We start from the raw sequence: 26,022 nt of genomic DNA, 5'->3' as shown, positions 1-26,022 counted from the left end.
GAGTTAAAAAGGAGTTATCAAAAAAGAGACATACCATTAACTCCCTTAAAAGAAAAAGACATACCATGCTTAATAAAATCATACATTTCTCTCTTCAGAACCGCATACTGGTGCTGGTGGCATCGGTACTGCTGCTGATAGGCGGTACGTACACCGCCATGCACACGGAAGTGGATGTATTCCCCGACCTGAATGCGCCGACCGTAGTTATCATGACCGAAGCCAACGGCATGGCAGCCGAGGAAGTGGAACAGCTGGTTACATTTCCTGTTGAGACAGCCGTAAACGGCGCCACGGGAGTACGCCGCGTACGCTCTTCTTCCACCAACGGATTTTCCGTCGTATGGGTGGAATTCGACTGGGAAACGGACGTTTACCTGGCACGGCAGATTGTAAGCGAGAAGCTGGCAGTCGTAAGCGAGTCGCTTCCCGCCAATGTGGGCAAGCCGACACTCGGACCGCAATCGTCCATCTTGGGCGAGATGCTGATTGTAGGGCTGACCGCCGACTCCACTTCCATGCTCGACCTGCGCACCATAGCCGACTGGACCATCCGCCCGCGCCTTCTCTCTACCGGCGGCGTGGCGCAAGTGGCAGTGCTGGGCGGCGACATCAAAGAGTATCAGATACAGCTCGACCCAGAACGGATGCGCCATTACGGTGTGACCCTTACCGAAGTTATGAGCGCTACACGTACCATGAACCTGAATGCCAACGGCGGAGTGCTTTACGAGTACGGCAATGAATACATTGTGCGCGGCGTAATCTCTACCGACCGCATAGACCAGTTGGCAAAGGCAGTAGTGAAGTTGCAAGACGGCAGCGTTCAAACTTCCGCTTCTTCCCCTACGCTTCCGGCATTCCGTGCTCCCGTGCTGCTTGAAGACATCGCAGACGTGCGCATCGGTGCCAAACTGCCGAAATTGGGCACCGCTTCCGAACGTGGCAAACCCGCCGTGCTGCTGACCATAACCAAACAGCCCGCCACAAGCACCCTCGAACTGACCGGCAAGTTGGAAGCATCCCTGAAAGACCTGCAGAAAAACCTGCCGCCCGATGTGAAGGTCAGCACCGACATCTTCAGGCAAAGCCGCTTCATAGAAAGCTCTATCGGCAACGTACAGAAATCACTGTTCGAAGGGGGCATTTTTGTCGTCATCGTCCTGTTCCTGTTTCTTGCCAACGTGCGGACCACCGTCATCTCGCTGGTTACGCTTCCGTTGTCATTGATAGCGTCGCTGCTCACCCTGCACTACATGGGATTTACCATCAACACAATGAGCCTTGGCGGCATGGCGATTGCCATCGGTTCCTTAGTAGACGATGCCATCGTCGATGTGGAAAACGTATACAAACGCCTGCGCGAGAACCGGACAAAGCCGGAAGCCGAACGCCTGCCGATACTGGAAGTCGTGTTCAACGCATCCAAAGAGGTGCGCATGCCTATCCTGAACTCCACACTGATTATCGTGGTGAGCTTCATTCCGTTATTCTTCCTGAGCGGCATGGAAGGCAGGATGCTTGTGCCGCTGGGCATCGCCTTCATCGTGGCATTGGCAGCCTCTACGGTCGTGGCACTGACGGTGACACCCGTATTATGCTCCTATCTGCTGGGAAAAGAAAAGATTAAAGATGAAAAGCGTGCCACCGGAGACTCGCCCGTAGCGCGCAAGATGAAAGCATGGTACGGCACAGCGCTGACCTTTGTGCTGGGGCATAAGAAGAGTGTACTGGGCGGCACCGTCGGCCTGTTTGCGGTGGCGCTTGTCTGCTTCTTCACACTGGGGCGCTCCTTCCTGCCGCCCTTCAACGAAGGCTCGTTCACCATCAACATATCCTCCCTGCCGGGCATTTCACTGGAAGAGAGCGACAAAATGGGGCATCGTGCCGAAGAGTTGCTGCTCTCCATCCCCGAGATACAAACCGTGGCGCGCAAGACGGGACGCGCCGAACTGGATGAGCACGCCTTAGGCGTGAACGTATCGGAAATAGAAGCTCCGTTCGAACTGAAAGGACGTTCGCGCAGCGAGTTGGTGGCAGACGTACGCGAAAAACTGGGTACGATTGTAGGAGCCAACGTGGAAATAGGCCAGCCTATCAGCCACCGCATCGACGCCATGCTGTCCGGAACGAAAGCCAACATAGCCATCAAGCTGTTCGGCGACGACCTGAACCGCATGTTCTCGTTGGGCAACGAAATAAAGAATACCATTCAGGACATTCCCGGCATTGCCGACCTGAATGTGGAGCAGCAGATAGAACGTCCGCAGCTCATTATCTCGCCCAAACGGGAGGTGCTGGCGAAATACGGCATTTCGCTGCCGGAGTTCTCGGAATTTGTCAACGTGTGCCTTGCCGGCGAGTCGGTGTCCCAGGTATACGAGAAAGGGAAAAGCTTCGACCTTACGGTCCGCGTACAGGATGGTTCGCGAGACGAAGCGGAAAAGATACGAGACCTGATGATTGACACCGGCAACGGACGTAAGATACCGCTGAACTACGTAGCGGAAGTACGTTCGGCAATGGGACCGAACACCATCAGCCGCGAGAACGTGAAACGGAAAATCGTAATCTCCGCCAACGTTGCCGACCGCGACCTGCGCAGCGTGGTGAACGACATACAGGCACGCATAGACGCTTCTGTGCCGTTGCCCGAAGGTTACCACATCGAATACGGCGGACAGTTTGAAAGCGAACAGGCTGCCAGCCGCACGCTGGCATTGACCTCATTCATGTCCATTGTCGTGATATTCCTGCTGCTGTATCATGAGTTCCGTAGCGTAAAGGAGAGTGCGATAATCCTCATCAACCTGCCTTTGGCGTTGATTGGCGGCGTATTCGCCCTGCTCGTCACAACGGGCGAAATCAGCATTCCCGCCATTATCGGCTTTATCTCGCTCTTCGGCATCGCCACCCGCAACGGCATGCTGCTTATCAGCCACTACAACCATTTGCAGCAGGAAGAAGGTTGCGGAGTGTATGACAGCGTGATACGCGGCTCGTTGGACCGCCTGAACCCCATCCTGATGACGGCGCTTTCCAGCGCGCTGGCATTGATTCCGCTGGCACTCAGCGGCGACCTGCCCGGCAATGAGATACAAAGCCCTATGGCAAAAGTCATTCTGGGGGGATTGCTGACTTCCACGTTCCTGAACGGTTTCATTATTCCGATCGTTTATCTGATGATGCACGGAAAGAGGGAGGAAACCCGCCCGTAACCACCCGGGCGGACATCCTCCGCCATGACGGTAAACCAATAACTTAACAACAGCCTATATATGAAACATCTATTTATATGCACCGCCGCTCTCCTCGCCTGTATGGGGATGAAGGCACAAGAATCAAGTATCGGCTCCGTGCTTCGCCTGATAGAGACGAACAACAAGGAGTTGCAAGCAAACGCCCAACTTATCTCTTCACAGAAATTAGAGAACAAGGCAGAGAACAACCTGCCGGACCCTACACTCTCGTACGCCCACCTTTGGGACTCTAAAAACAGCGATGAAACCGTAGGGGAAATGGTGGTTTCACAAAGTTTCGATTTCCCCACCCTGTACGTGACAAGGGGAAAAATGAACCGTCTCCGCACCGGAGCTTTGGATGCACAGGCAGCCGCCACACGGCGGCAGATATTGCTGCAAGCCAAAGAGGTATGCCTGGACATCATCATGCTGCACCAACAACAAGCATTGCTCGACACACGGCTGAAGAATGCAGAGGAGCTGGGCGCCCTATACACCAAAAGGCTGGCAACGGGAGACGCCGGCGTGCTGGAAACAAACAAAATCAACCTGGAGCTGCTGAACGTACGCACCGAAGCGCGCATGAACCGTGCGGCACTAACCAACAAGATTAAAGAGTTACTGGTACTTAACGGCAACCAACCTCTGACTGCCGGACGCCCCTCTCCCGAAGGACCGGCAACGCCTACCGCCAAAGCCCTGGGGCTGACGGACTATCCGTCGGTTCCGTTACCTGCCGATTTCAGCCGGGTGTGCAGCGAGCAGCTTGCCGCCGACCCTTCCCTGCAGTCGCTCGACAATGAGAGCGCCGCTGCCCGCAAACTCATTTCGGCAAGCAGGCAGGGTTGGCTGCCCAAACTGGAGTTAGGCTATCGCCGCAATACAGAGTCGGGACATCCGTTGAACGGGATGGTCGTAGGGTTCTCATTCCCGCTATTTGCCAATAAGGGAAAAGTGAAGATGGCCAAAGCGCAAGCCATGAACGTCGATTTCCAAAAAGACGATGCAAGGGTAAAAGCAAGCGCCGAGTTGTGGCAACTCTACGAAGAAGCCTGCAACCTGGATGCCTCCATGCAGGAATACAGACAGGCTTTTCAGAACCAACAGGACCTGACCTTGCTGAAGCAGGCGCTTGTGGGCGGACAAATCAGCATGATAGAGTATTTTGTGGAAGTCTCGGTGGTCTACCAAAGCCAAACAAATCTTCTGCAACTGGAGAACCGGTACCAGAAAGCAATGGCGCGGATTTATAAGAACGAGCTTTGATTGCAATCAGCCGCCAACCATCACCACCGTCTCCGGCAAATAGCCGCTGCGGATACGCCACTCCTGCGGATAAAGATTGTTGGCACGGTTGCCGATATTCTTGACAAAGCCGAGCGGAATATTCTTATACGTGAGCAGAACGACTCCACGAGGGGCTGCATCCGAAAGGATGACAGCCTCTTTCCGTAAATAGGCAATCGCCTGTTCGTAAGATATTTCCACGCGTGGAAAGGCTTCCGGCGCCAGCACCCGGCTCACTGCCAGGGCGTGGCCGGGCACCCAGTCCTTGCCCTTCTGCCCGGCAATCTCCACCCCTGCCTGCACAATGCGCAATGACGGTTGCAATGCCGACAGTTCGGCCAGATAACACTTTGGAAAAACGCTGACGCTGCCATCTTTCTGAATAAACTCATACTTGTCCGCATCCGACACCCATTGCCGCAATGCCGCAAGCTGCTCTTTGGCAAGCCCCGAGGGTTGCCCTCCTTTCCCCCGAGCTTTCTTTCCCTTTCCACCGGAGTTTTCTCCGCCGAACACGGGGAAGGCGGAAGCTTTGCCCTGAAGAAAGAGCGGTCTGTCTCCGGAGCCGCGGACACTCATCCCCGGCTTTTGAAGAACAGCCAGGAAGAACCCCTCTCCCCTGGTCTTATAGGGCAGGAAACGGTAGACGGGAAAGCACTCTCCCGGCAACAAGTTGCCCGTTATGTGCCAGTCTTCCGCAACATCAAGCGGAAGGACCGCAGCACCGTATTCATCCCTTATCCAACGGATGTTCTCCTCATTTTCCTTCGTATTATACGTACAGGTGCTGTATATCAGTATGCCGCCCGGTTTCAGGCAAGGCCAGATGTCCGAAATGATTCTGCGCTGCCGTTGCCAACAGATTTCCACATTCTCCGGGCTCCACTCGCTTACGGCAACAGGGTCTTTACGGAACATGCCCTCGCCAGAGCAGGGCACATCCGTCAATATCACATCGAAGAACTCTTCCAGCCGTGCAAAGTCCGACGGGTCGCTATTGGAAACCACCACATCGGGATGCCCCCACTTCGTCAGGTTCTCGGCAAGTATCTGGGAGCGGTTGCGGATGACTTCATTAGCCACCAGCAAACTGTCCTCGGGAAGAAGGCTCCGCAGATGCGTCGACTTTCCGCCCGGAGCGGCACAAAGGTCGAGCATCACTACCGGCTCCTTGCCCACATATCGCCTCAAGGCCTGCTCCACAAACATGGACGAGGCTTCCTGCACGTAATAACAACCTGCATGGAACAGCGGATCGAACGTAAATGTAGGGCGGCCTTGCAGGTAAAAACCGGAACCGCACCACGGAACCGCACGCTCCCCGAAGCGGAAAGCGAAAGGTTTCATCGGGTTCAGCCGGATGCTGACAGGCTGCTCCGAGTTCAAAGAGGTCAGCAATTTCCCATAATCCCCTTCTCCCAAAAGGGCGCGGGTGTGGTCAATGAAAGAAGCGGGTAATTCCATGCGTCGTACTGTTTTATGCCGGCAAAGATAATGCAAATATTTTGCGGCGGACAGTAGCTATTCTAAAAAAAATATCGTCTCTTTGCAACTTTCCGGACAACCGGTTACGTCTAACACACAAAGAAACTAATAAAAACAAAAATAGCACTATTATGAAATGCATTATCTTTGCATTGACAGCCGCCATTATGCTATGCGCATTGGCACAGGGAAAGAACAGAACCGTTACGGAAAACGACAGCCTGGGAAACGTCAAAAGGGTTATAGAACTGAGAGACACCACGATTGACGGAAAAGCCGCTACGGACACACTCAGCGTCACTACTTACGAAAGAGGAACAATCCACGACGCTGAAAGCGGCAATGACGGCGAGTATCACAGCAATGCCTATGATTTCAACTGGAACACAGGGCATTACACCCGCGAAATGCTTATTGCCGTTACAGCCATCGTTTCCGTCTTCGGCCTGCCGCTGGTGGTCATATTCATCGTGTTCTTCTTCCGCTATAAGAACCGGAAAGCCAAATACCGCCTGATGGAACAGGCATTGGCAAGCGGACAGCCGCTGCCGGAAAACCTGTTTAAAGAAACCGACCTGACGGATACCCGCAGCAAAGGAGTCAAAAACGTATTTACCGGCATCGGGTTGTTCATCTTCTTGTGGGCAATAACCGGGCATTTCGGCGTCGGCTGCATCGGACTGCTTATCATGTTCACCGGATTCGGACAGATTATCATCTACTACATGCAGCAAAGCAAGGACGGAAACCCTTTCATCCGCATAGAGAATGACAAGGAAAACAGGAAACGGAGCGTGAAGATAGGCAGCATAGAAATCGCCGACCGCAAGCAGAAGGATGAAGAAAAATGAGCCGGCTCAATGACATATCGTTGGTCGCACAGGTCGTGGTGTTTCGCAACACCGGGGCCTTCGACCAACTGGTAAGAAAATACCAGTCGCCCATACGGCGCTTTTTTCTGCACCTGACCTGCGGCGACAACGAATTGAGCGACGACCTGGCACAAGATACTTTCATTAAAGCATACACCAGCCTGGCATCTTTCAAAAACCTGTCCAGCTTCTCCACTTGGCTCTATCGCATTGCTTATAATGTATTTTATGATTACCTTCGTAGCCGCAAAGAGACGGACAGCCTGGAAGCGTGCCAAGTGGACGCCCAATGCAGCACACAGCAAAACGACATCGGGCGGCACATGGACATTTACCGTGCGCTGGGCATGCTGAAAGAGCCGGAACGAACCTGCATCACGCTCTTCTACATGGAAGACCAGAGCATAGAGAAGATTGCAGGCATCACCGGTTGCCCCACAGGGACTGTAAAAAGCCACTTGTCGCGGGCTAAAGAAAAAATGGCTACCTACTTAAAACAAAATGGTTATGATGGAAAACGATGATAAACTCTTGGTCGATTTCTTTGCCGGACACCGGCAGGAAATACCTGACAACGGCTTCACCCGCCGCGTGATGCGCCACCTGCCCGACCGCACCCTATGGATTTCACAAATATGGGTTGCGTTTTGCTTCACATTGGCGCTGGTGCTGTTCGTTGTCTTCAACGGATTGCAGCTGGTGCTGGGCACGCTTCGTGAAACGTTTACCGCTGCCGCCCAAAGCGGAGTGGCGGAACTCGACCCCAAATCCTTGCTGACGGCAGGCATCGTATTGCTCTTCCTGCTCTATCGCAAGATATGTTCGTTGGCTTAACGCTTGCCTGCACGTCCCGTGCGATACTTTCTCCGGCATTTTCACTGCCTTGACGGGAGAGTGTGCCGAAACACCTCAAATACACAAATTACCCCTGCCATAGATATCTGTGACAGGAGTAATTTGGTTAATAAAAGAGTTTCGACACACCCTCTTCGTCGCGGGGGCATATAGTTCTGTCACGAGGGATAGATATATCCGTCACCAGGCTTCTGCATATCCATCGCCAGGCATCTACATATCTGTCACCAGGCATCTATATCCCCCCTCAGACGGACAATCTTGAAACGAAAGAAGCGTGCAATATCCTACGGTTCTTTCATTTATAAGGCATTCATTCTGCCGTAACTTTCCCTGTTCCGTTTTTGCCGTTTTTCATGACAAAAAGACGGCGGAAGCGCCTTTTCGCTTACTCCCCTTCTTCCCTCTTTCTGCCGGAATAACGGCGGCTTGTATAAAGTGCGGATAGATATGCCACTTCTTCCGATAAAAATGCGCTGTTTATGCAGATTTCAGGCTTTTCCGTTGTCGGATGCGGGCATTTCTGTCGATAGATGTTAATGTCTGTCGCGATAGACAGTAGTGTTTCTCGCAATAGACATTAATGTTTCTCGTGACAGACACTAATGTTTCTCGTCTCAGACGCCTGCATCCGTGAAACGGGATACCCGCGCAGGGCATTTCCGGCGTTTTTCCGCGCCGGTTGGTTTGTAAGAATTTCGCTATCGGATTGAGTATGTACAAGATAAGCGTTTTCCGTTTCGTTTTTCCCGACCGACAGCACATCGGGACGGAAACAGGCGATTCTGCGGAGTTGGAAAATACAAATTGTCATTCTGATACATGGCTTGTGCATTTAAAGGAAGCCGGAGGGGCAATATCCCCTATTTTTTTATAAACCGATGAGTATATCTCAATGATATATCGTATATTTGCGGACCAAATAAAAACCTAATAAACCCGCAAAGTTTTGAGACGGATTTTATTCATCATACTATTTACATCTTTTATTGGAAGCGTCCGGGCGCAAAGCGGCAGCGACTCGCTTGTAATGAGTTACATGCAGGAGATGGGAATACCGCTGACCTACAACAATAAAATCGAGCTGCTGATGACCGGCCGCGAGAAGTTTATCAATCTGTTCGAGGCTATCCGGCATGCCCGGCACCACATCCATCTGGAATATTTCAACTTCCGCAACGACTCCATCGCCAATACCCTTTTCGACTTGCTGGCGGAAAAAGCAAAAGAGGGCGTGGAAGTGCGTGCCATGTTCGATGCGTTCGGCAACTGGTCCAATAACCAACCGTTAAAGAAACGCCACTTGCAAGCGATAAAGGAGCGCGGCATCGAAATAGTGAAATTCGACCCGTTCACCTTTCCTTATATCAACCACGCCATGCACCGCGACCACCGCAAAATCGTTGTCATCGACGGGAAAACCGGCTATACGGGCGGCATGAACATTGCCGACTATTACATCAACGGGCTGCCCAAAATCGGCAAATGGCACGACATACACATGCGCATAGAGGGAGACGCAGTGCGCTATCTGCAAGGCATCTTCCTGACAATGTGGAACCGGGAAACGGGACAACACATAGGCGGACCGGCATACTTCCCCAAACTGCCCCAATATCCGGACAGCGTGAGCGAAGAGATTGCCATAGTGGACCGTACCCCGAAGGAAACGCCCCGCTCCATCAGCCATGCCTACGCCGCTTCAATAGAAGCCGCCCAAAAAAACATCCAGATAGTAAATCCCTATTTCGTACCGACGAAATCCATTCGCAAAGCCATCAAGAAAGCATTGAAGAAGGGGACGAAAGTGGAGATAATGATACCGGAAGTGTCGGATATCCCTTTTACTCCCGAAGCCTCATTCCACATCGTGCACAAACTGATGAAACGGGGAGCCAAAATATACTTGTTCAAAGGCGGATTCCACCATTCAAAAGTAATGATGGTGGACAGTACCTTCTGTACGGTAGGCACGGCAAATCTCAACAGCCGAAGCCTGCGCTACGATTATGAAACCAATGCGTTCATCTTCGATCCGTCGACAACGAACCAACTGAACGGCATGTTCGAGAGGGACAAGCAGAACAGCACCTTGCTCACTCCCGAAATATGGAAGCAACGTTCCGGCTGGAAGAAGTTTGTCGGTTGGGTTGGAAACTTGCTGACTCCCTTCCTGTAGGGCTGTTCACGCCGTTTTTTCATTTTAATCAACGGAACCTGTTTAAATTTTGCTTTGCATTTTCAGAGGAATATTGAAAACAGGCTCTTAATATTCTGAAAACTTTGCCTACCTTTGGCAAGGCTTTTAATTGGCAAAGCTTTTAACAAGTAATACATGAAACAATATTTAGACTTGCTCAACCGTGTGTTGACTGAAGGCATAGAAAAAAGTGACCGCACCGGAACCGGAACCATCAGCCTGTTCGGACATCAGATGCGTTTCAATATGGACGAGGGTTTCCCCTGCCTGACAACCAAGAAACTTCATTTAAAATCCATTATCCACGAACTGCTATGGTTCCTGAAAGGCGATACGAATGTAAAGTACCTGCAAGAAAACGGAGTACGCATTTGGAACGAATGGGCCGATGAACATGGAGACCTTGGACATATCTACGGCTACCAATGGCGCTCGTGGCCGGATTACAAAGGCGGAAGCATCGACCAGATAAGTGAAGCGATAGAGACCATCAAGCATAACCCCGATTCGCGCCGTATCATAGTCAGCGCCTGGAACGTGGGTGATTTGGAGAGCATGAACCTGCCTCCCTGCCACGCTTTCTTTCAGTTCTATGTCGCCGACGGACTGCTCAGCCTGCAACTTTATCAGCGAAGTGCGGATATCTTCCTGGGAGTGCCTTTCAACATCGCATCGTACGCACTGCTTCTGCAAATGGCGGCACAGGTTACGGGGCTGAAAGCGGGAGATTTTGTACACACGCTGGGGGATGCGCATATCTATCTGAACCATCTGGAGCAAGTGAAGCTCCAACTGGGCCGCGAACCGCGGGCATTGCCGCAGATGAAGATAAATCCGGATGTAAAAAGCATTTTCGACTTCAAGTATGAGGACTTCGAATTGACCGGTTATGACCCGCATCCGCATATTGCCGGAAAAGTTTCGGTATAAAGAGTTTCTTTTTGTCAACGAACATCAACAGAACCCGGATATAGAACAGATATGATTAGCATTATCGCCGCAGTAGACCGCCACATGGGCATCGGTTATGAGAACAAATTATTGTTTTGGCTTCCCAACGACCTGAAGCGCTTCAAAATGCTTACCACCGGAAATACCATCGTCATGGGACGAAAGACATTCGAATCGCTCCCCAAAGGGGCTTTGCCGAACCGGCGCAACATTGTCTTGTCTACCCAACGTGACACCCGATGTCCGGGAGCGGAAGTTTTTCCCTCTCTGGAGAAAGCGTTGGAAAACTGTACAGAGGACGAACAGGTCTATATCATAGGCGGAGCCAGTGTCTATCGCCAAGCATTGCCTCTGGCAGACGCGCTCTGCCTTACGGAAATAGATGCCGAAGCTCCTCAAGTTGATGCCTACTTTCCGGAAGTGGACCTGGATATATGGCAGGAAAAAAGCAGGGATTCCCATCCGATAGACGAGAAGCATCCCTGCCCTTATGCTTTTGTCGATTATATCCGCCGATAGCCGGTAGAATTGTTATTCTTCATCGTCCAACACTATCGGCATCTGACGCTTAATGGCTTCGTGGAATGAAATCAGCGTTTCCGTGCGCGACAACCCCAACGGCTGCAACTTATCGTGAATAATGCTCAGCAAGTGATGATTGTTCCGTGCATACAGCTTGATAAACATATCGTATTTGCCGGTAGTGAAGTGGCATTCCACAATCTCAGGAATAGCCTCCAAGGCTTTTGTCACGGCATCGAAAGTTGCAGGGTCTTTCAAATAAATCCCGATATACGCACAAGTCTCATACCCTATCTTTTCCGGATCTATGACATATTCCGACCCTTTCAATATTCCTAAATTGGTCAGTTTCTGAATACGCTGATGGATAGCAGCCCCGGATACATTGCAGGCTCTGGCTACTTCAAGGAAAGGAATACGCGCATTATCGGCAATCAACTGCAATATCTGCTCGTCTAAAGTATCCAATTGATGATGTCCCATTTCTAATCTCTCAATAATTAATTAAATGAATTATTTCACCGTATATCGCTACGGCAATGTGCAAAGTTAGCTATTTTTTATACCGGATAATACAGCCAAAAGTCGTATATTTGTAAAATGATTAAATTATAATGGACATGAAAAAGCATATCTTATTCTTACTCTGTTTGATAGTTATCTCACCCGTTTACGCACAGGTTTTCGCCGATTATTTTGCAGATAAAACTCTTCGGGTTGATTACATCTTTAACGGCAATGCATCCAAACAGGCTATCTGCCTGGACGGATTATCTTCTCTTCCCGGATGGGCAGGAAGAAAGCATCACCTGCCGGAACTTCCATTGCAAGGCAACGGCCGGATTGTAATGCGCGACAAAAGCAGCGGAAGAATTGTTTATACCACATCTTTTTCCTCTCTTTTCCAGGAATGGCTGGAAACGGACGAGGCTCAAAATGTGACCAAAGGATTTGAAAACACATTTCTTCTTCCCTACCCGCTACAACCGGTTGAGATAGAAATAATGCTGTTCGACCCACGGCGTAATGTCCGTACATCAATGAAGCACATCGTACATCCGGATGATGTGTTAATAGCACAAAAAGGAATATCGCACATCACTCCGCACAAGTACCTGCTGCAAAACGGAGATTCGGAAAAGTGTATTGATGTTGCTATTCTCGCAGAAGGATATACGCTTCAGGAGATGCAGACGTTTTATGAAGATGCCGCCATTGCCTGTGAAAGCATATTTTCATACGAACCTTTCAAATCCATGAAGAAGCGGTTTAACATCGTGGCCGTAGCCAGCCCTTCCATAGACAGCGGAGTCAGCGTACCAAGATTGAACGAGTGGAAACATACCGCTTTCAGTTCGCATTTCAGCACGTTCTATTCCGACCGCTACTTAACCACATCGCGCGTAAAAGCGGTTCATGATGCCTTAGCAGGTATACCTTATGAACATATTATCATATTAGCCAATACGGAAGAATATGGCGGCGGGGGCATCTACAACGCATATACCCTCACTACAGCCCATCACCCGATGTTCCAACCGGTAGTGGCACATGAATTCGGACATAGTTTCGGCGGACTTGCCGATGAGTATTTCTACGACAATGATGTGATGACAGATACTTATCCACTGAATGTAGAGCCGTGGGAACAGAACATCAGTACGCAAGTGGACTTCGCATCCAAATGGAAAGATATGCTTGCCCCGAACACTCCTATTCCTACTCCGACAGGTGCCAGTGAGAAATATCCAACGGGAGTATATGAGGGAGGCGGTTATTCGGCAAAAGGTATTTTCCGCCCGGCAGACAATTGCCGTATGCGGACGAATGAGTATCCGACTTTCTGCCCGGTATGCCAACGTGCTCTCCATAGAATTATAGAGTTTTATACTGAATAATAAAAGCCAAATCTTAAAAAAACAACTTATGATTAAATTCCAACGTATCACAACTAAGGATACAGCCCTCTACAACTATATGGAACAGTTAATGACTGATTCCTTTCCCGCTGAAGAATACCGTTCATTGGAAGAATTACGCAATTATACGGACAACAAACCGCATTTTCATTGTAATATCATTCTTCAGCAAAAGAACCCAATCGGTCTTATCACATATTGGGACTTCGGGCATTTTTATTATGTGGAACATTTTGCCATCGCCCCATCCCAGCGCAACGGCGGTCATGGCAAAAATGTCTTATACCACCTATGCCGGCAGATAAATAAGCCCATTGTCTTAGAAGTTGAAATACCCGAAGAGGAGATAGCAATACGCCGCATCAATTTCTACAAACGGAATGGTTTCAACTTATGGGAAAAACCATATATGCAACCGCCTTATAAGGCAGGAGACAACTATCTTCCCATGCGATTAATGGCTTATGGAAACTTGGAATGCGAGAAAGATTTTGAACAGGTAAAAGAATGCATCTACCGAGAAGTATATAATACCAAATAAACAACACAAGGACGCTCTCCTAACAAGGGATATTTCATAAATGTATCTCTCTCATAAATCAAGAGAAAAGTTTTACTTTCCGTAAGCTTTTCCCTTGTTTTTTTGTGCAAAGTCTCAATCAAGTCTTCTCTCATTTTTATTAAATATTATTTCAGGAATATCCCCTAACAATAATCCTTATAGAACAATAAAGGTCGCCTGTTTTACAAACAAGCGACCTTTATTATATAGTCTAACTAACTTTTACTGACGTGATTGCGCAGAGTAGTTAATTTTCAATGCATAAGCTTTACGAAGAGCCTCTTTGATATCTGTTACAATACCCATTTTGGTATCTTGGTCAACTTTCAAAGATACTGTCATTTGCGGCTGATCCTCTTCCTTCATACTGGCACGTTCACCAATAATATAGTCTTGGATTGCAGCAACTTCAGCATAACTGTCGTTCAACTGGATACGGCTTTCATTACCTAATTTCTTACGGAATTCAGCAGTAGGTTTTCCTACATAGATAAACGTAACCAAAGACTTCTTTTCAAGTTTTTCCAACTCTGTTGCTTGCGGAACCTTAAACTCAACCTTTAATGTTACCTCACGCATAGTTGTTACAATCATAAAGAAGAACAACAAGGTGAAGATAAGGTCAGGCAGAGAAGAAGTGTTCAACGCCGGCATCTCTTTTTTACCAGTCTTATTAAATTTTCCCATTACTTCTTATCTCCGTATTTTTTAGGTTCTGCCTCAGAAATCTTCTGAGGATAAATATCACGAATTGCTTTTTGTTGCTCACTATTCAAATCAGCATAATTCTTTTGCCATTTTTCTTGAGCCAATTCATCACGCAGTTCATTGTAAGCTGCAACCAACTCATTTTGTACAGCAAGATATGCTTTGTATGAAGAGCCACGGTCGCAACGCAAAGAAATAACATGCTTTTCCGTAATCATCATGTTACCAAAGAAAGTAATATCTTTCGCATATTTCTCCGGTTTGTTTTCATCATTATACGGATTGGCAATAAATTCTTTTGCTTTAGCACGTAACTGTTCAGTAGTGATATAGTCATTTCCGCACATCAACTGGTCGTGCATGTTCAGGAAGACCTGCAACACATTGCGCTCTTTCAACTTGATATCATCATTCTGTTGATTCTGTTCCGGTGGCGGCGGCAAACGTCTTGCCAAACCACGGTCAGTATCCATAGATGTCGTAATCAAGAAGAAGATCAACAACAAAAATGCGATATCCGCTGTAGAACTTGAGTTAACTTCAGGGCATTTTCTTTTTCCTTTTGCCATTTTTCTTTTCTTTTATTTAAAGGTTGTACAGACAAACCTTTACGTTATTATGACAATTTTTTCTTGATACCACCCAACAGCATGCACACAACGGCAACAACGAAGAGTGTATAAAGAGAATAAAGGAACATATCAGTAGCCTGTGCCCAGAAACCTACATTGTCTGAACCTTCATAACTGATAATCTCCAACTTTTCAGGGCTACCCATGAACCATGTGATAGCAAGTATGATAATTGAACCAGCCAACACATACAGAGAACCCATGGAAGCTTTCGGATTACTAACCAAGAAATGGAAGAAACTGACAACCGCAGCAACTGAAACAATTGCAAAGAAAGCATAGTTCAAATAAAGCAAGGCATCAGTATAAGCAGGCTGCCACATTTCCGGGTCAACCCCCATCAATACTGCATCACCCTGAGCATCTCCACCAAAGAAGAAGAGACCCAATACTACTATAATAGCAGCAAATAAGGCATACAGTACATAGTATGATATTTTATAAGATAACTTAGCCATTTTGATTATTTTTTGTATTTCAAGTCATATTTGATAACCATATCCAACAATGAGATAGAAGAATCTTCCATTTCGCTGGTCAAAGCTTCAATCTTAGAAAGGATATAGTTGTAGAACACCTGCAGAACCAAAGCAGCAATCAAACCGAAGATAGTAGTAATCAAGGCAACCTTCATACCACCTGCTACAACTGTCGGAGAGATATCACCTACCTGCTGAATCTTATCGAATGCCTGCACCATACCGATTACAGTACCCATAAATCCCAAAGACGGAGACATTGCGATGAACAGTGTAATCCAAGAACAACCTTTTTCCAAGTAACCAGCTTGTACACCACCGTAAGAAACTACTGATTTTTCTACTACATCAATACCTTGATCAATTCTCATCAAGCCTTGATAATAGATAGAAGCAATAGGTCCTCTTGTGTTACGTGCGATGTCTTTAGCAGCTTCAACATCACCTTTTTCCAAAGCAGCTTCAATAGCAGCCATGAACTTCTTAGTGTTGATTTCAGCTAAACTCAAATAGATGATACGTTCGATACAGAATGCGAGACCGATAACCAATGCGATAGCTACCAAACTCATGAAAGATGCAGTACCTTCAATAAACTTTGTTTTCAATTCTTTGTGAATACCACCTTCTTCAGCTACAACAGCAGGAGCAGCCTCAGCAGGAGCTTCTTGTGCTGCAGGAGCAGCTTGTTCTGTTTGTTCAGCTGCAGGAGCATCTTGAGCCTGAGCAAGTTGAGTTGAGCCAAATGTCAAGGCTCCCATCACAGCAACAATTGCAAATAACTTTTTCATTGTGTGTCTAATTTTTAAGATTAATTAATTAAATTACTTATTATGTTTATTTATTGTTTTTCTCTTATATTAAGACTTGCGGAGAGACGGGGATTCGAACCCCGGATACCCTTTAGGAGTATACACGCTTTCCAGGCGTGCCTCTTCAACCACTCGAGCATCTCTCCAATCAACACCTACTTGAAATCGGGGTGCAAATTACAAAAAAAATGCGAACCACAAGCGTTTTCAGCTACAAATGTATTCTTTTTTTTGTTCTTCCACAGCATTCTCAAAGTTTTATCCTCAATAAAATCTCAAAATTAATAAACTTTAAAATCTCTGGAATGTTATTTGAGTATTCCAAACACTTTTAAGGCATTTTCAGAAGTCATACACCCTACTTCTTCGGGCGTTTTTCCATATATTTCGGCCACTTTTAACAGAGTATCCTTTATATTGGCACTCTCGTTTCTCTTCCCTCTATTTGGCACAGGGGTAAGATAGGGCGAATCTGTCTCAAGAACAATCCGTTCCAAAGGAACAACTTGCAAAACTTCCGGCAAATTCGACTTTTTAAATGTAACCACACCGTTAATGCCAATAGAGAAATTAGAAAACTCCAATACATGAAGAGCTTCATCCAACGTTCCTGTAAAGCTATGGAAAATTCCCTTTAAAGAAGATGCCTTATACTGCTTTAATATATCGTATATGTAATCAAATGCCTCCCGGCAATGAATCACTATAGGTAATTCATACTCCAGTGCCCATTCTATCTGTCGTTGAAAAACCAACTGTTGTTCTTTCAAGAAAGTCTTATCCCAATAAAGGTCCATCCCTATTTCACCAATCGCCACATAATCATTCGGTTTTGCCAAATGTTCGGACACAATTGCCAATTCCTCCTTAAAACCGGCATTTACGGAAGTCGGATGCAACCCTATCATAGGAAAACAATAACCTTTATATTGCGAACAAACACGAAGCATAGGCTCTATGGTAGTACTATCAATATTAGGCATAAAAATATGGGTAACCCCCGCCATTTGGGCGCGCATCATCACCTGCGGCAAATCAACCTGAAAATCTTCCAGGAAAAGATGGGAATGTGAGTCAACTAATTTCATCATGCTATCTCTTTTTTTTCCTTTTCACCGGCACGGTAATAATAAACCAAACCATAATCCCGACACAAATCCAAACGTTTCTCATTCGGCATAATTCCTACATACTTTTGCTCTACCTGATTCCAAATGTCCAGAATCAAACCGTCAGCTTCAGCACGCATCGAAGCAAGAACCTCCAAACTACGGGCTGTTAAAACCTGGAAATTCTTTTGCTTCTCATAACTCTCCATGAAAATGTCATAATGAACCCTAACTTTAGCAATGGTAGGGTTATAAATAGGTATTCCGCCTTGAGAAATACGTTTATTCTCGCCATCGATAATTTTACGTCCCCACTCCGCAAGAGCAACCTCTGTAGATAAATCCGGTACATTATTATTTTTCATATCCAAACCGTAATACTCCTTATGAGCGGTACGTACTTCCGAACGGATTACAGCCAAATTCAAGACTTGAATAAAATGCGATATGTAAAGACGGGCAATCTTTACATTTGACTGATGTTTACGCCCTGCTTTCGCCTGACGCCCGAAACACTCTGCATAATACGCCTGAGCAGCTTCAAATTTCACCAAAAAATTCCGGGCATCCGTAAGTGTCTTTAAAGACACCGCTAAATCATAAACATCATATATATCACCTTTCACAACAACGGCTTTCAACGCTCGTATTCTTGCTTGGTCTGTATTTGGCAATCTCCTATAAGGCATTTCTAATTGGATAAAAATTATACTTCCCGGTACATTAATTCTTTTATAAGCTTATCAAATTCTCTTTTCTTTTCATTTGTTACATTCACAGCCCTTAGACTATCCATCGCTTTATCGCTATACTCCATTATTTTGTTCTCACAAAGTTTTTTAACCCCTATTTGATTATACAAATCAGTTACAGCCATAACCTTCTCAGCCGGATTGAAATCCACCACGTTTATCCAATGTTCCAATCGACTTAACTGCTCCTTGTCTGCATGTTCTAAGGCCTTAATCAACATATAAGTTTTCTTATTGCACAGAATATCTCCCCCGATATTTTTTCCAAAGACAACAGCATCGCCATATACATCCAACAAATCATCCTTCAGTTGAAAAGCGACTCCCATATTCATTCCAAAATCATACAAACACTCCGCATCATCTGCAGAAGCCCCTCCCAACAGTGCTCCAATCTTCAGACTTGCCGCCAACAACACAGATGTTTTTAAACGAATCATCTCCAAATATTCCTCCTCTTTCACATCATTTCGTTGCTCAAACTCCATATCCATTTGCTGCCCCTCACAAATCTCGAGTGCAGTCAGGCTAAACAACGCCATTACCTCTTTCAAATGCTCCACCGGACACTGCGCCATAAACTGATAAGCCAGCACCAACATTGCATCACCCGAAAGGATAGCCGTATTGTCATTCCACACTTTATGTACGGTCGCCTTTCCACGACGTTTATCCGCACGATCCATTAAGTCGTCGTGCAACAATGTATAATTATGATACACTTCAATACCTGTTGCCGGTGAAAACACAGACTCAACATTTTCTTTATAAAGATTATAAGCCATCATCATCAGTACAGGACGAAGTCTTTTTCCACCCATGGACAAAACGTAAGTAACAGGATCATACAAACCTTTCGGATTACGAACAAACTGTAAATCCGCAATATGAGAATTTATTTTTTTGAGAAGTTCGGAAGCTGTAAACATAAATATTTTAATATTAGAAGTCGCAAAAAAAATAAAAAAGGAGGCTGCCTAAAAGCAGCCTCCTTACGCTATAAATAATTTTATTACTGCAATCGGAACATTACAGGCACCGTATATTTAACACGCACTGCCTTACCACGCTGCATACCCGGTTTCCATTTCGGCATTGAACTAATCACGCGGATAGCTTCTTTATCCAAATACGGATCAACACCTCTAAGCACCTTAGCATCTACAATACTACCGTCTTTGTTAACAACGAACTGCACCGTTACACGTCCTTGAGTTCCGTTTTCCTGAGCGATAGTAGGATATTTAATGTTTTTACCAAGATACTGCATCAAACCTGCCATACCACCATTCGGGAACTCCGGCATCTGTTCCACTACCTCGAAGATTTCCTGTTCTTCCGGTTCTTCTTCTTCAACGACTACAGGAACATACTTAATTTCTACTGCCTGATTAGTCTCCTCGGATGTAGCAATCGTTGTTTCTTCCACATCGGCATCATCATCTACAATAGTCAATGTTTCTGCGATAGAAGGAGCTTCAGGAGGCGGTGGAGCTACTTGTTCGGGTTGTTCCGTAATCGGAATAATTTCTTCTTCAAATACAAGGTCGGTAATAGCTTGGCTCGTATCAATCTTGATATCACGCTTTGTCCATTCGAATGCAACGAACATAAACGCGAGCACAATCACGTAACCGACAAGCAGCCAAGTCGACTTTTTGTTCTCCAAGTCTGCCTTAGGTGTCTTTTTAATTTCCATAATTTATACTATAATTATTAGTGTTTCTCACTTGGGGCAAATATAGTACTTTTCCCATGATTGTTCTTGCTTAACTGTGTTTTTTCACACAATAAGCAGTACATTTTCGTTTTTTTAATCCTTCAAATACCTTCATCAGCATTTGTGCCACAAATGTAACGAGATATTTTAAAAATACCGTATCTTTGGCAAGAATTTTAAATGAGACATCTATTTTTTCCTGTCAGGAAGAATTATGCTATATAAAATCATTTCAAATGAAAAAGATAACAATCGCAATCGATGGTTTTTCCTCATGTGGAAAAAGCACTATGGCCAAAGACCTTGCCCGCGAAATAGGCTATATTTACATAGATAGTGGAGCCATGTATCGTGCCGTCACCTTATATAGTATGGAGAACGGCATATTCACAGGAAACAACATCAATACGGAAAAATTAAAACAGCAAATCAAGGATATTCATGTATCCTTCCAGTTGAACCCGGAAACCGGATGCCCTGAAACCTACTTGAACGGCATTAATGTAGAAAAGAAAATCCGCACTATGGAAGTGTCTTCTCATGTCAGCCCCATTGCCGCCTTAGACTTCGTACGTGAAGCAATGGTAGCCCAACAACAGGCAATGGGAAAAGCCAAAGGTATTGTAATGGATGGCCGAGATATCGGCACGACAGTATTTCCGGATGCCGAACTCAAGATTTTTGTAACAGCTTCTCCCGAAATACGCGCACAGCGCAGATACGATGAATTAAAAGCCAAAGGAGAGGAAGCCGGATTCGATGAAATCCTGAAAAATGTAAAACAACGGGATTATATAGACCAAAACAGAGAAGTCAGTCCACTCCGCAAAGCTGATGATGCGTTGCTATTGGATAACAGCGACATGACTATTTCCCAACAAAAAGCATGGCTGGCGGAACAGTTTGACAAGGTTTGCAAAGCATAGCCCTAACAATATGACAAAAGTGGAAATAGATGAAGGTTCCGGTTTCTGCTTCGGAGTAGTTACCGCAATCAATAAAGCAGAAGAAGAGTTATCCAAAGGTGGAACATTATACTGCTTGGGAGACATTGTGCACAATAGTCGTGAAGTGGAACGTTTGAAAGCAATGGGACTCATTACTATCAACCATGAGGAATTCAACCATTTGCACAATGTTAAAGTATTATTACGGGCACATGGCGAACCGCCAGAAACCTATGTAACAGCCAGACGTAACAACATCGAAATCATTGATGCCACCTGTCCGGTAGTTCTCCGCTTACAAAAAAAAATAAAACAGGAATATACCCAAGAAGATGATGAAGAGAAACAAATCGTCATCTACGGAAAGAACGGGCACGCCGAAGTTTTAGGACTGGTAGGACAAACCACAGGAGAAGCAATCGTTATAGAGAACCCGGAAGAAGCCAAGTCATTGGATTTCAGCAAAAGTATACGTCTCTATTCCCAAACTACCAAATCGTTGGATGAGTTCCAAAAGATTGTGGAATATATAAAAGAGCATATATCTTCGGATGTCACTTTCGAATATTATGACACAATATGCCGGCAAGTGGCCAACCGTATTCCAAATATCCGAAAATTCGCGGCGTCACACGATTTGGTATTTTTTGTCAGTGGCAAGAAAAGTTCCAATGGAAAAATTCTGTTCAACGAATGTAAAAAGGTAAATCCCAACTCACATTTTATTGACAGTGCAGAGGAAATAGACAGTCAATTACTCATTGATGCAGAGTCCATTGGCGTATGTGGAGCGACTTCCACCCCCAAATGGTTAATGGAAGAAATATCCAAAGCTATAAAATCACGGATTTAAAAAGCTTTTGTTATCTTTGCCAACAGTTTTTTAAGGCAATTATTAATACTAAATAAGGAGATTGTTATGGGAACAATTAAGTGTATCGGTATTTTAACATCGGGCGGTGACGCTCCGGGAATGAATGCAGCAATTCGTGCGGTGACACGTACAGCTATTTACAATGGACTTCAAGTAAAAGGTATATATAGAGGTTATAAAGGATTAGTGACCGGTGAAATTAAAGAATTCAAAAGCCAAAATGTAAGTAACATCATCCAACTGGGCGGTACTATCTTGAAAACAGCGCGCTGTAAAGAGTTTACGACTCCCGAAGGACGTCAAATCGCATACGATAACATGAAAAAGGAAGGTATTGATGCCTTGGTCATTATTGGCGGAGACGGTTCTCTGACAGGTGCACGTATCTTTGCGCAGGAATTTGATGTACCTTGTATCGGTTTGCCGGGAACTATTGACAACGACCTTTACGGAACAGACACTACTATCGGTTATGACACCGCTTTAAATACAATTTTGGATGCCGTAGACAAGATTCGTGATACCGCTACTTCTCACGAACGTCTTTTCTTCGTTGAAGTTATGGGACGTGATGCCGGATTCCTTGCCTTAAACGGTGCTATCGCATCCGGAGCAGAAGCTGCTATTATTCCGGAATTCAGTACGGAAGTTGACCAATTGGAAGAATTCATCAAGAACGGTTTTCGCAAATCCAAGAACAGCAGCATCGTACTTGTTGCCGAAAGCGAACTGACCGGTGGAGCGATGCACTATGCGGAACGTGTAAAAAACGAATATCCCCAATATGATGTACGTGTTACCATCCTCGGACACCTGCAACGCGGCGGCAGTCCCACGGCACACGATCGTATTCTTGCCAGCCGTTTAGGCGCAGCTGCAATCGATGCTATCATGGAAGGACAGCGTAACGTAATGATTGGTATAGACCATGACGAAGTGGTTTATGTGCCTTTCACAAAAGCTATCAAAAACGACAAGCCTATCAAGAAAGATTTGGTAAATGTATTGAGAGCGCTTTCTATCTAATTGAAATGCAATAAAATAAAAGGAATAAAGTGTATTGAAATATTTTTTTATGTTCTCATCTTTATTTCAATACGCTTTTTTCTTGTTTTATAGCCACTTCTCTACTATCCGTTCCGTCCTATCCCACAACTCCTGCATCTGCACATGATTGACATATTTCGCAGAAAGCGGTTTGAGGTGGCAGTTTACATTCAAAGTACCTGTACGCTTCCCTGTATCCTCATCCAGTAACAGATGAACAGCCGTTGCCGCTCCTTGCTTAGGAGTACGGATAAAAGGGCGGAAGAATATATCTGTCAATGAGTCGAACCACATGTGCATTGTTATGATATTGGTGGAAACAATACCCGGATCAGCAGCATTCACCACAATTCCTTTTTCCTTTACACGATTGGCAAGCTCAATTGTAAACAAGGTCAATGCTAATTTCGTATTACTATAAACAGGTATACGCCAGAAGCTTCCTTTCCTTCCCCGAAGAAAAAAATCCGGAAAATCGAGATGCCCGATAGCATACGTGCAAGAGACCATATTCACGATACGGCTTCCCTTTCCCATCAAAGGAAGAAGTTTACGCGTCAACAGATAGGGAGCAGCATAATTGATACTCACTGTTCGCTCCAGGCCGTCTTCCGTGATGTAACACTCCGTTTCCATTGTCCCGGCATTGTTCATCAGCAAGTTGACCGTATCGCCACGTTTCAATACTTTTTCGGCAAAGAACGCCACAGATGCAAACGAAGACAAATCAACCCCCATTACCTCAATGTAAGGATTATCAGTATCACGCGCCAGCATTTCCCTTACCCTTTCCCCCTTTTCCGGGTGGTAACAGGCCATAATGATTTTATATCCGGCTTTAGCCACAGCACGCGTTATCTCCGTTCCCATACCGCCATCGGCACCGGTTATGATAGCAAGTTTCACAGTTGTTAATTATAAGTTATCGGTTTCAAGGCGTAACACCTCTTTGGTCTCGATTTTTTCTATCTCCTTTTTCAGATAACGGGGAAGTTCTTCCGTTAAATGTTGATGACAAGCCATTTCAATAGAATACATCCGGGCTATACAGTAATTACTATGTTTACAATTGCAGCGGGCATTCTCCTCTGCGCGCATACGGTTTACAAACCCAGGTTCGTTGAGCAAGGCACGCGCCATTTGTACGGCATCAAAGCCATTGTCCAGCACCTCATCTATTTTGGAACGTGACACCAATCCACCCACATATATCAAGGGTATTTTCAGTTCCGTACGGAATTTCAAAGCATCTTCCAAGAAATAGGCTTCTTTAAACGGTTCGGCCGATATCATCCATTTACCTGCCATGCGTACTCCATACCTCAACCACCAGCACGTCATGTAGTGCGTCATACTACGAATAGGCATCTCTCCACGCATCACGTACATAGGCGCTTTACTTACAAACCCGCCACTCAACACCAGCCCGTGTACCCCCGACCATTCAAGGCGTTTACCCACTTGCAACGCCTCTTCTATCTCCATGCCTCCCCGAAATCCATCGCGCATATTCATTTTCACAAACACTGCCATATCGCGACCGGCAGCCTTCATTACCTCTTCCATCACCATATCCATAAAACGCATACGGTTCTGCAAAGAGCCACCGAATTCATCCTTGCGATGGTTGGTAGAAGGCGAAAGGAACTGACTTATAAGGTAACCATGTCCTGCATGGATTTCCACAGCATCAAAACCCGCCTCACGGGCAAGATTCACCGCCCGCCCATAGGCACGAGCCATGTCCGGCAATTCATCGGCACGCAATCCGCGCACGAAAGTAGGTGAATACAGATTAAATCCGCTACTTGCCCCGACAGGTGTGCACCCGCAAATGCTCTTGTGAGACATATTGCCGCAATGTCCCAACTGAATCCCTACGGCAGCACCTTCGGCATGTACCGCATCGGTCAGCCTACGAAGTCCCGGAACTATTTCGGGACGCATCCACAACTGGCGATCGAAAGAAAGCCCGCTTTGAGTAACGGCCGCATAGGCTACAGTAGTCATACCAACGCCACCTGCCGCAACTGAGCGATGATAATCAAGCAACATGTCCGAAGGAGCATTATTCGGGCACATGCTCTCAAAAGCAGCCGAACGGATGGTACGGTTACGAAGAGTCAGTGGTCCGAAAGTAACCGGAGTAAATAATTGTGATTTCATGAAAAAATTTATGTTTTTAGATTTATGGTTCCAAATTTAAATAAGTACGAATAATCAACTTATCAATATTAATTCTTCAATAGATATAGGGAATGATACGTTTACGCTTCCCTACCGCCTCATCACCGAATTCCTTTCGGTAATGACGATAAATGGCATCAGCACGAGGCACAAGGTTTGCAAAAGTCCACCATACAAACACCCATGCGGCAGGCGAAGCGGTAAGTATGGCAAAACCTGTCCATTCTATCAGTTCACCGAAATAATTGGCAGAAGTGACATAGCGATAGAATCCCTTTGATGGAAGATAATGTCTTGTATCGCCCGGTTTACGCAAATGACGAATCACATAATCAGAATGAAGATTTACAAACATACCTGCCAGAAACAACAGGATTCCTGTCAGCGCATGAGGTCGTAACAGATATTCCAAACTGCCGGTATACAACTCTTCAGGAGCAAAGTAAAACAGTCCGCCTGCCTGCATTATTCCATTCAGGACATTGAACACAATCCCCATAACCATAATAGTTATCGGCATTCGACTCTTTCCATTCAGCAAAAAAGGAAAAACAAATGACCTTTGAAAATAATGCAATTGAAACAACAGAAAGAACAAATATACCGGCATGGCAAAACCGACCCCGCTCTTACCCCATAGCCAGAACATGACAATGAAAACCGGAGCTTCCATCAATACCCATGCCAACTTGTTATCAATGGCATATCCCCACGATGCGGAACGGAACATACCGTATCCGGCTTTAATAAAATAAAGTGCGATAAACACAAAAAGAGCAACCGCACACATCACCCCCAAGAATATATGAAACCCTTCCTCACTCATACTCTTTTATTTAAGTATCACAAATATAGGGAAA

General features: G+C 46.0%; 26 protein-coding genes and 1 tRNA gene. 13 read left to right on the top strand and 14 right to left on the bottom strand.

Going from position 1 to position 26,022, the window contains the following annotated elements:
• The first annotated feature begins 65 nt into the window (after positions 1 to 65).
• Positions 66 to 3,218, top strand: coding sequence for an efflux RND transporter permease subunit (locus QZ327_RS03635; protein ID WP_294617196.1), 3,153 nt, complete (start codon positions 66 to 68; stop codon positions 3,216 to 3,218).
• 60 nt (positions 3,219 to 3,278) lie between these two features.
• Positions 3,279 to 4,508 (top strand): TolC family protein, encoded by a 1,230-nt coding sequence (locus QZ327_RS03630; protein ID WP_294617194.1) that lies wholly within the window; start codon positions 3,279 to 3,281, stop codon positions 4,506 to 4,508.
• A 6-nt stretch (positions 4,509 to 4,514) separates the two neighbouring features.
• Here QZ327_RS03630 and QZ327_RS03625 read toward each other — a convergent pair whose 3' ends face one another.
• Positions 4,515 to 5,993: an rRNA cytosine-C5-methyltransferase gene (locus QZ327_RS03625; RefSeq protein ID WP_294617192.1), complete on the bottom strand. Its 1,479-nt coding sequence runs from the start codon at positions 5,991 to 5,993 to the stop codon at positions 4,515 to 4,517.
• Between the two features lie 152 nt (positions 5,994 to 6,145).
• On the opposite strand from QZ327_RS03625, the gene QZ327_RS03620 reads away from it, so the two are divergent.
• The 6 genes from QZ327_RS03620 to QZ327_RS03595 all read left to right on the top strand — a co-directional run bounded on the left by QZ327_RS03620 (position 6,146) and on the right by QZ327_RS03595 (position 11,411).
• Entirely contained in the window at positions 6,146 to 6,865 is a 720-nt protein-coding gene (locus QZ327_RS03620; RefSeq protein WP_294617190.1) for a DUF6249 domain-containing protein, read from the top strand.
• Positions 6,862 to 7,410, top strand: a complete 549-nt coding sequence (locus tag QZ327_RS03615) for a sigma-70 family RNA polymerase sigma factor (protein ID WP_294617188.1) — start codon at positions 6,862 to 6,864, stop codon at positions 7,408 to 7,410. Before QZ327_RS03620 ends, QZ327_RS03615 begins: the two co-directional genes overlap by 4 nt.
• Positions 7,394 to 7,720 (top strand): DUF5056 domain-containing protein, encoded by a 327-nt coding sequence (locus tag QZ327_RS03610; protein ID WP_294617187.1) that lies wholly within the window; start codon positions 7,394 to 7,396, stop codon positions 7,718 to 7,720. Before QZ327_RS03615 ends, QZ327_RS03610 begins: the two co-directional genes overlap by 17 nt.
• Positions 7,721 to 8,699: 979 nt before the next feature.
• Entirely contained in the window at positions 8,700 to 9,920 is a 1,221-nt protein-coding gene (gene cls / locus QZ327_RS03605; RefSeq protein ID WP_294617236.1) for a cardiolipin synthase, read from the top strand.
• A 156-nt stretch (positions 9,921 to 10,076) separates the two neighbouring features.
• Complete coding sequence (locus tag QZ327_RS03600) at positions 10,077 to 10,871, top strand: thymidylate synthase (RefSeq protein ID WP_294617186.1); 795 nt, start codon at positions 10,077 to 10,079, stop codon at positions 10,869 to 10,871.
• A gap of 51 nt (positions 10,872 to 10,922) precedes the next feature.
• A complete protein-coding gene (locus QZ327_RS03595; RefSeq protein ID WP_294617184.1) occupies positions 10,923 to 11,411 on the top strand; it encodes a dihydrofolate reductase in 489 nt (162 codons plus the stop codon).
• 12 nt (positions 11,412 to 11,423) lie between these two features.
• On the opposite strand, the gene QZ327_RS03590 is transcribed toward QZ327_RS03595, so the two are convergent.
• On the bottom strand, positions 11,424 to 11,897 hold the full coding sequence (locus tag QZ327_RS03590; protein ID WP_294617182.1) for an Lrp/AsnC ligand binding domain-containing protein: 474 nt from the start codon (positions 11,895 to 11,897) through the stop codon (positions 11,424 to 11,426).
• 137 nt (positions 11,898 to 12,034) lie between these two features.
• Here QZ327_RS03590 and QZ327_RS03585 point away from each other — a divergent pair, with 137 nt between their 5' ends.
• Together QZ327_RS03585 and QZ327_RS03580 are read left to right on the top strand one after the other, a co-directional pair.
• On the top strand, positions 12,035 to 13,312 hold the full coding sequence (locus QZ327_RS03585; RefSeq protein WP_294617180.1) for an IgA Peptidase M64: 1,278 nt from the start codon (positions 12,035 to 12,037) through the stop codon (positions 13,310 to 13,312).
• A 28-nt stretch (positions 13,313 to 13,340) separates the two neighbouring features.
• Positions 13,341 to 13,874 carry a GNAT family N-acetyltransferase gene (locus tag QZ327_RS03580; protein ID WP_294617179.1) on the top strand — a complete coding sequence of 178 codons (534 nt, stop codon included), beginning with the start codon at positions 13,341 to 13,343 and terminating at the stop codon, positions 13,872 to 13,874.
• Positions 13,875 to 14,117: 243 nt separating this feature from the next.
• On the opposite strand, the gene QZ327_RS03575 is transcribed toward QZ327_RS03580, so the two are convergent.
• From QZ327_RS03575 to QZ327_RS03535, 9 genes are all read right to left on the bottom strand, one after another.
• Complete coding sequence (locus QZ327_RS03575) at positions 14,118 to 14,582, bottom strand: biopolymer transporter ExbD (protein WP_294617177.1); 465 nt, start codon at positions 14,580 to 14,582, stop codon at positions 14,118 to 14,120.
• A complete protein-coding gene (locus QZ327_RS03570) occupies positions 14,582 to 15,172 on the bottom strand; it encodes a biopolymer transporter ExbD (RefSeq protein ID WP_294617175.1) in 591 nt (196 codons plus the stop codon). Before QZ327_RS03570 ends, QZ327_RS03575 begins: the two co-directional genes overlap by 1 nt.
• A 47-nt stretch (positions 15,173 to 15,219) precedes the next feature.
• Positions 15,220 to 15,693, bottom strand: coding sequence for a hypothetical protein (locus tag QZ327_RS03565; RefSeq protein WP_294617173.1), 474 nt, complete (start codon positions 15,691 to 15,693; stop codon positions 15,220 to 15,222).
• Between the two features lie 5 nt (positions 15,694 to 15,698).
• On the bottom strand, positions 15,699 to 16,505 hold the full coding sequence (locus tag QZ327_RS03560; RefSeq protein WP_294617172.1) for a MotA/TolQ/ExbB proton channel family protein: 807 nt from the start codon (positions 16,503 to 16,505) through the stop codon (positions 15,699 to 15,701).
• Positions 16,506 to 16,584: 79 nt separating this feature from the next.
• A tRNA-Ser gene (locus tag QZ327_RS03555) sits at positions 16,585 to 16,672 on the bottom strand.
• A gap of 162 nt (positions 16,673 to 16,834) precedes the next feature.
• Positions 16,835 to 17,614 carry a TatD family hydrolase gene (locus tag QZ327_RS03550; protein ID WP_294617234.1) on the bottom strand — a complete coding sequence of 260 codons (780 nt, stop codon included), beginning with the start codon at positions 17,612 to 17,614 and terminating at the stop codon, positions 16,835 to 16,837.
• Positions 17,614 to 18,324, bottom strand: coding sequence for a hypothetical protein (locus tag QZ327_RS03545; protein WP_294617170.1), 711 nt, complete (start codon positions 18,322 to 18,324; stop codon positions 17,614 to 17,616). Before QZ327_RS03545 ends, QZ327_RS03550 begins: the two co-directional genes overlap by 1 nt.
• Positions 18,325 to 18,341: 17 nt before the next feature.
• The gene (locus QZ327_RS03540) at positions 18,342 to 19,316 is read right to left on the bottom strand and encodes a polyprenyl synthetase family protein (protein ID WP_294617168.1); all 975 of its coding nucleotides are present in this window, start codon (positions 19,314 to 19,316) and stop codon (positions 18,342 to 18,344) included.
• An 83-nt stretch (positions 19,317 to 19,399) separates the two neighbouring features.
• Entirely contained in the window at positions 19,400 to 20,086 is a 687-nt protein-coding gene (locus QZ327_RS03535; RefSeq protein ID WP_294617167.1) for an energy transducer TonB, read from the bottom strand.
• A 257-nt stretch (positions 20,087 to 20,343) separates the two neighbouring features.
• On the opposite strand from QZ327_RS03535, the gene cmk reads away from it, so the two are divergent.
• The 3 genes from cmk (at position 20,344) to pfkA (ending at position 22,954) form a co-directional block, all read left to right on the top strand.
• Positions 20,344 to 21,033, top strand: coding sequence for a (d)CMP kinase (gene cmk, locus QZ327_RS03530; RefSeq protein ID WP_294617166.1), 690 nt, complete (start codon positions 20,344 to 20,346; stop codon positions 21,031 to 21,033).
• Positions 21,034 to 21,043: 10 nt separating this feature from the next.
• Positions 21,044 to 21,907 carry a 4-hydroxy-3-methylbut-2-enyl diphosphate reductase gene (locus QZ327_RS03525; protein ID WP_294617164.1) on the top strand — a complete coding sequence of 288 codons (864 nt, stop codon included), beginning with the start codon at positions 21,044 to 21,046 and terminating at the stop codon, positions 21,905 to 21,907.
• Positions 21,908 to 21,973: 66 nt separating this feature from the next.
• Complete coding sequence (gene pfkA / locus QZ327_RS03520; RefSeq protein ID WP_294617163.1) at positions 21,974 to 22,954, top strand: 6-phosphofructokinase; 981 nt, start codon at positions 21,974 to 21,976, stop codon at positions 22,952 to 22,954.
• Between the two features lie 87 nt (positions 22,955 to 23,041).
• On the opposite strand, the gene QZ327_RS03515 is transcribed toward pfkA, so the two are convergent.
• The 3 genes from QZ327_RS03515 to QZ327_RS03505 all read right to left on the bottom strand — a co-directional run bounded on the left by QZ327_RS03515 (position 23,042) and on the right by QZ327_RS03505 (position 25,988).
• Positions 23,042 to 23,881, bottom strand: coding sequence for an SDR family oxidoreductase (locus QZ327_RS03515; RefSeq protein WP_294617162.1), 840 nt, complete (start codon positions 23,879 to 23,881; stop codon positions 23,042 to 23,044).
• Positions 23,882 to 23,890: 9 nt separating this feature from the next.
• Entirely contained in the window at positions 23,891 to 25,141 is a 1,251-nt protein-coding gene (locus QZ327_RS03510) for an NADH:flavin oxidoreductase (RefSeq protein ID WP_294617161.1), read from the bottom strand.
• 76 nt (positions 25,142 to 25,217) lie between these two features.
• Complete coding sequence (locus tag QZ327_RS03505; protein WP_294617160.1) at positions 25,218 to 25,988, bottom strand: DUF1295 domain-containing protein; 771 nt, start codon at positions 25,986 to 25,988, stop codon at positions 25,218 to 25,220.
• Between the last annotated feature and the right edge of the window lie 34 nt (positions 25,989 to 26,022).

Origin of the sequence: uncultured Bacteroides sp., from assembly GCF_910578895.1 — a bacterium.
Taxonomy (GTDB): domain Bacteria; phylum Bacteroidota; class Bacteroidia; order Bacteroidales; family Bacteroidaceae; genus Bacteroides.
Note: the sequence above shows the minus strand (reverse complement) of the source record. Positions and strands in the feature narration are given on the sequence as shown.

What these genes read in the sequence shown, in the direction of transcription:
- QZ327_RS03635 (WP_294617196.1), top strand. Translation starts at nt 66, where the DNA reads ATGCTTAATAAAATCATACATTTCTCTCTTCAGAACCGCATACTGGTG.
- QZ327_RS03630 (WP_294617194.1), top strand. Translation starts at nt 3,279, where the DNA reads ATGAAACATCTATTTATATGCACCGCCGCTCTCCTCGCCTGTATGGGG.
- QZ327_RS03625 (WP_294617192.1), bottom strand. Translation starts at nt 5,993, where the DNA reads ATGGAATTACCCGCTTCTTTCATTGACCACACCCGCGCCCTTTTGGGA.
- QZ327_RS03620 (WP_294617190.1), top strand. Translation starts at nt 6,146, where the DNA reads ATGAAATGCATTATCTTTGCATTGACAGCCGCCATTATGCTATGCGCA.
- QZ327_RS03615 (WP_294617188.1), top strand. Translation starts at nt 6,862, where the DNA reads ATGAGCCGGCTCAATGACATATCGTTGGTCGCACAGGTCGTGGTGTTT.
- QZ327_RS03610 (WP_294617187.1), top strand. Translation starts at nt 7,394, where the DNA reads ATGATGGAAAACGATGATAAACTCTTGGTCGATTTCTTTGCCGGACAC.
- QZ327_RS03600 (WP_294617186.1), top strand. Translation starts at nt 10,077, where the DNA reads ATGAAACAATATTTAGACTTGCTCAACCGTGTGTTGACTGAAGGCATA.
- QZ327_RS03595 (WP_294617184.1), top strand. Translation starts at nt 10,923, where the DNA reads ATGATTAGCATTATCGCCGCAGTAGACCGCCACATGGGCATCGGTTAT.
- QZ327_RS03590 (WP_294617182.1), bottom strand. Translation starts at nt 11,897, where the DNA reads ATGGGACATCATCAATTGGATACTTTAGACGAGCAGATATTGCAGTTG.
- QZ327_RS03585 (WP_294617180.1), top strand. Translation starts at nt 12,035, where the DNA reads ATGAAAAAGCATATCTTATTCTTACTCTGTTTGATAGTTATCTCACCC.
- QZ327_RS03580 (WP_294617179.1), top strand. Translation starts at nt 13,341, where the DNA reads ATGATTAAATTCCAACGTATCACAACTAAGGATACAGCCCTCTACAAC.
- QZ327_RS03575 (WP_294617177.1), bottom strand. Translation starts at nt 14,582, where the DNA reads ATGGGAAAATTTAATAAGACTGGTAAAAAAGAGATGCCGGCGTTGAAC.
- QZ327_RS03570 (WP_294617175.1), bottom strand. Translation starts at nt 15,172, where the DNA reads ATGGCAAAAGGAAAAAGAAAATGCCCTGAAGTTAACTCAAGTTCTACA.
- QZ327_RS03565 (WP_294617173.1), bottom strand. Translation starts at nt 15,693, where the DNA reads ATGGCTAAGTTATCTTATAAAATATCATACTATGTACTGTATGCCTTA.
- QZ327_RS03560 (WP_294617172.1), bottom strand. Translation starts at nt 16,505, where the DNA reads ATGAAAAAGTTATTTGCAATTGTTGCTGTGATGGGAGCCTTGACATTT.
- QZ327_RS03550 (WP_294617234.1), bottom strand. Translation starts at nt 17,614, where the DNA reads ATGAAATTAGTTGACTCACATTCCCATCTTTTCCTGGAAGATTTTCAG.
- QZ327_RS03545 (WP_294617170.1), bottom strand. Translation starts at nt 18,324, where the DNA reads ATGCCTTATAGGAGATTGCCAAATACAGACCAAGCAAGAATACGAGCG.
- QZ327_RS03540 (WP_294617168.1), bottom strand. Translation starts at nt 19,316, where the DNA reads ATGTTTACAGCTTCCGAACTTCTCAAAAAAATAAATTCTCATATTGCG.
- QZ327_RS03535 (WP_294617167.1), bottom strand. Translation starts at nt 20,086, where the DNA reads ATGGAAATTAAAAAGACACCTAAGGCAGACTTGGAGAACAAAAAGTCG.
- cmk (WP_294617166.1), top strand. Translation starts at nt 20,344, where the DNA reads ATGAAAAAGATAACAATCGCAATCGATGGTTTTTCCTCATGTGGAAAA.
- QZ327_RS03525 (WP_294617164.1), top strand. Translation starts at nt 21,044, where the DNA reads ATGACAAAAGTGGAAATAGATGAAGGTTCCGGTTTCTGCTTCGGAGTA.
- pfkA (WP_294617163.1), top strand. Translation starts at nt 21,974, where the DNA reads ATGGGAACAATTAAGTGTATCGGTATTTTAACATCGGGCGGTGACGCT.
- QZ327_RS03510 (WP_294617161.1), bottom strand. Translation starts at nt 25,141, where the DNA reads ATGAAATCACAATTATTTACTCCGGTTACTTTCGGACCACTGACTCTT.
- QZ327_RS03505 (WP_294617160.1), bottom strand. Translation starts at nt 25,988, where the DNA reads ATGAGTGAGGAAGGGTTTCATATATTCTTGGGGGTGATGTGTGCGGTT.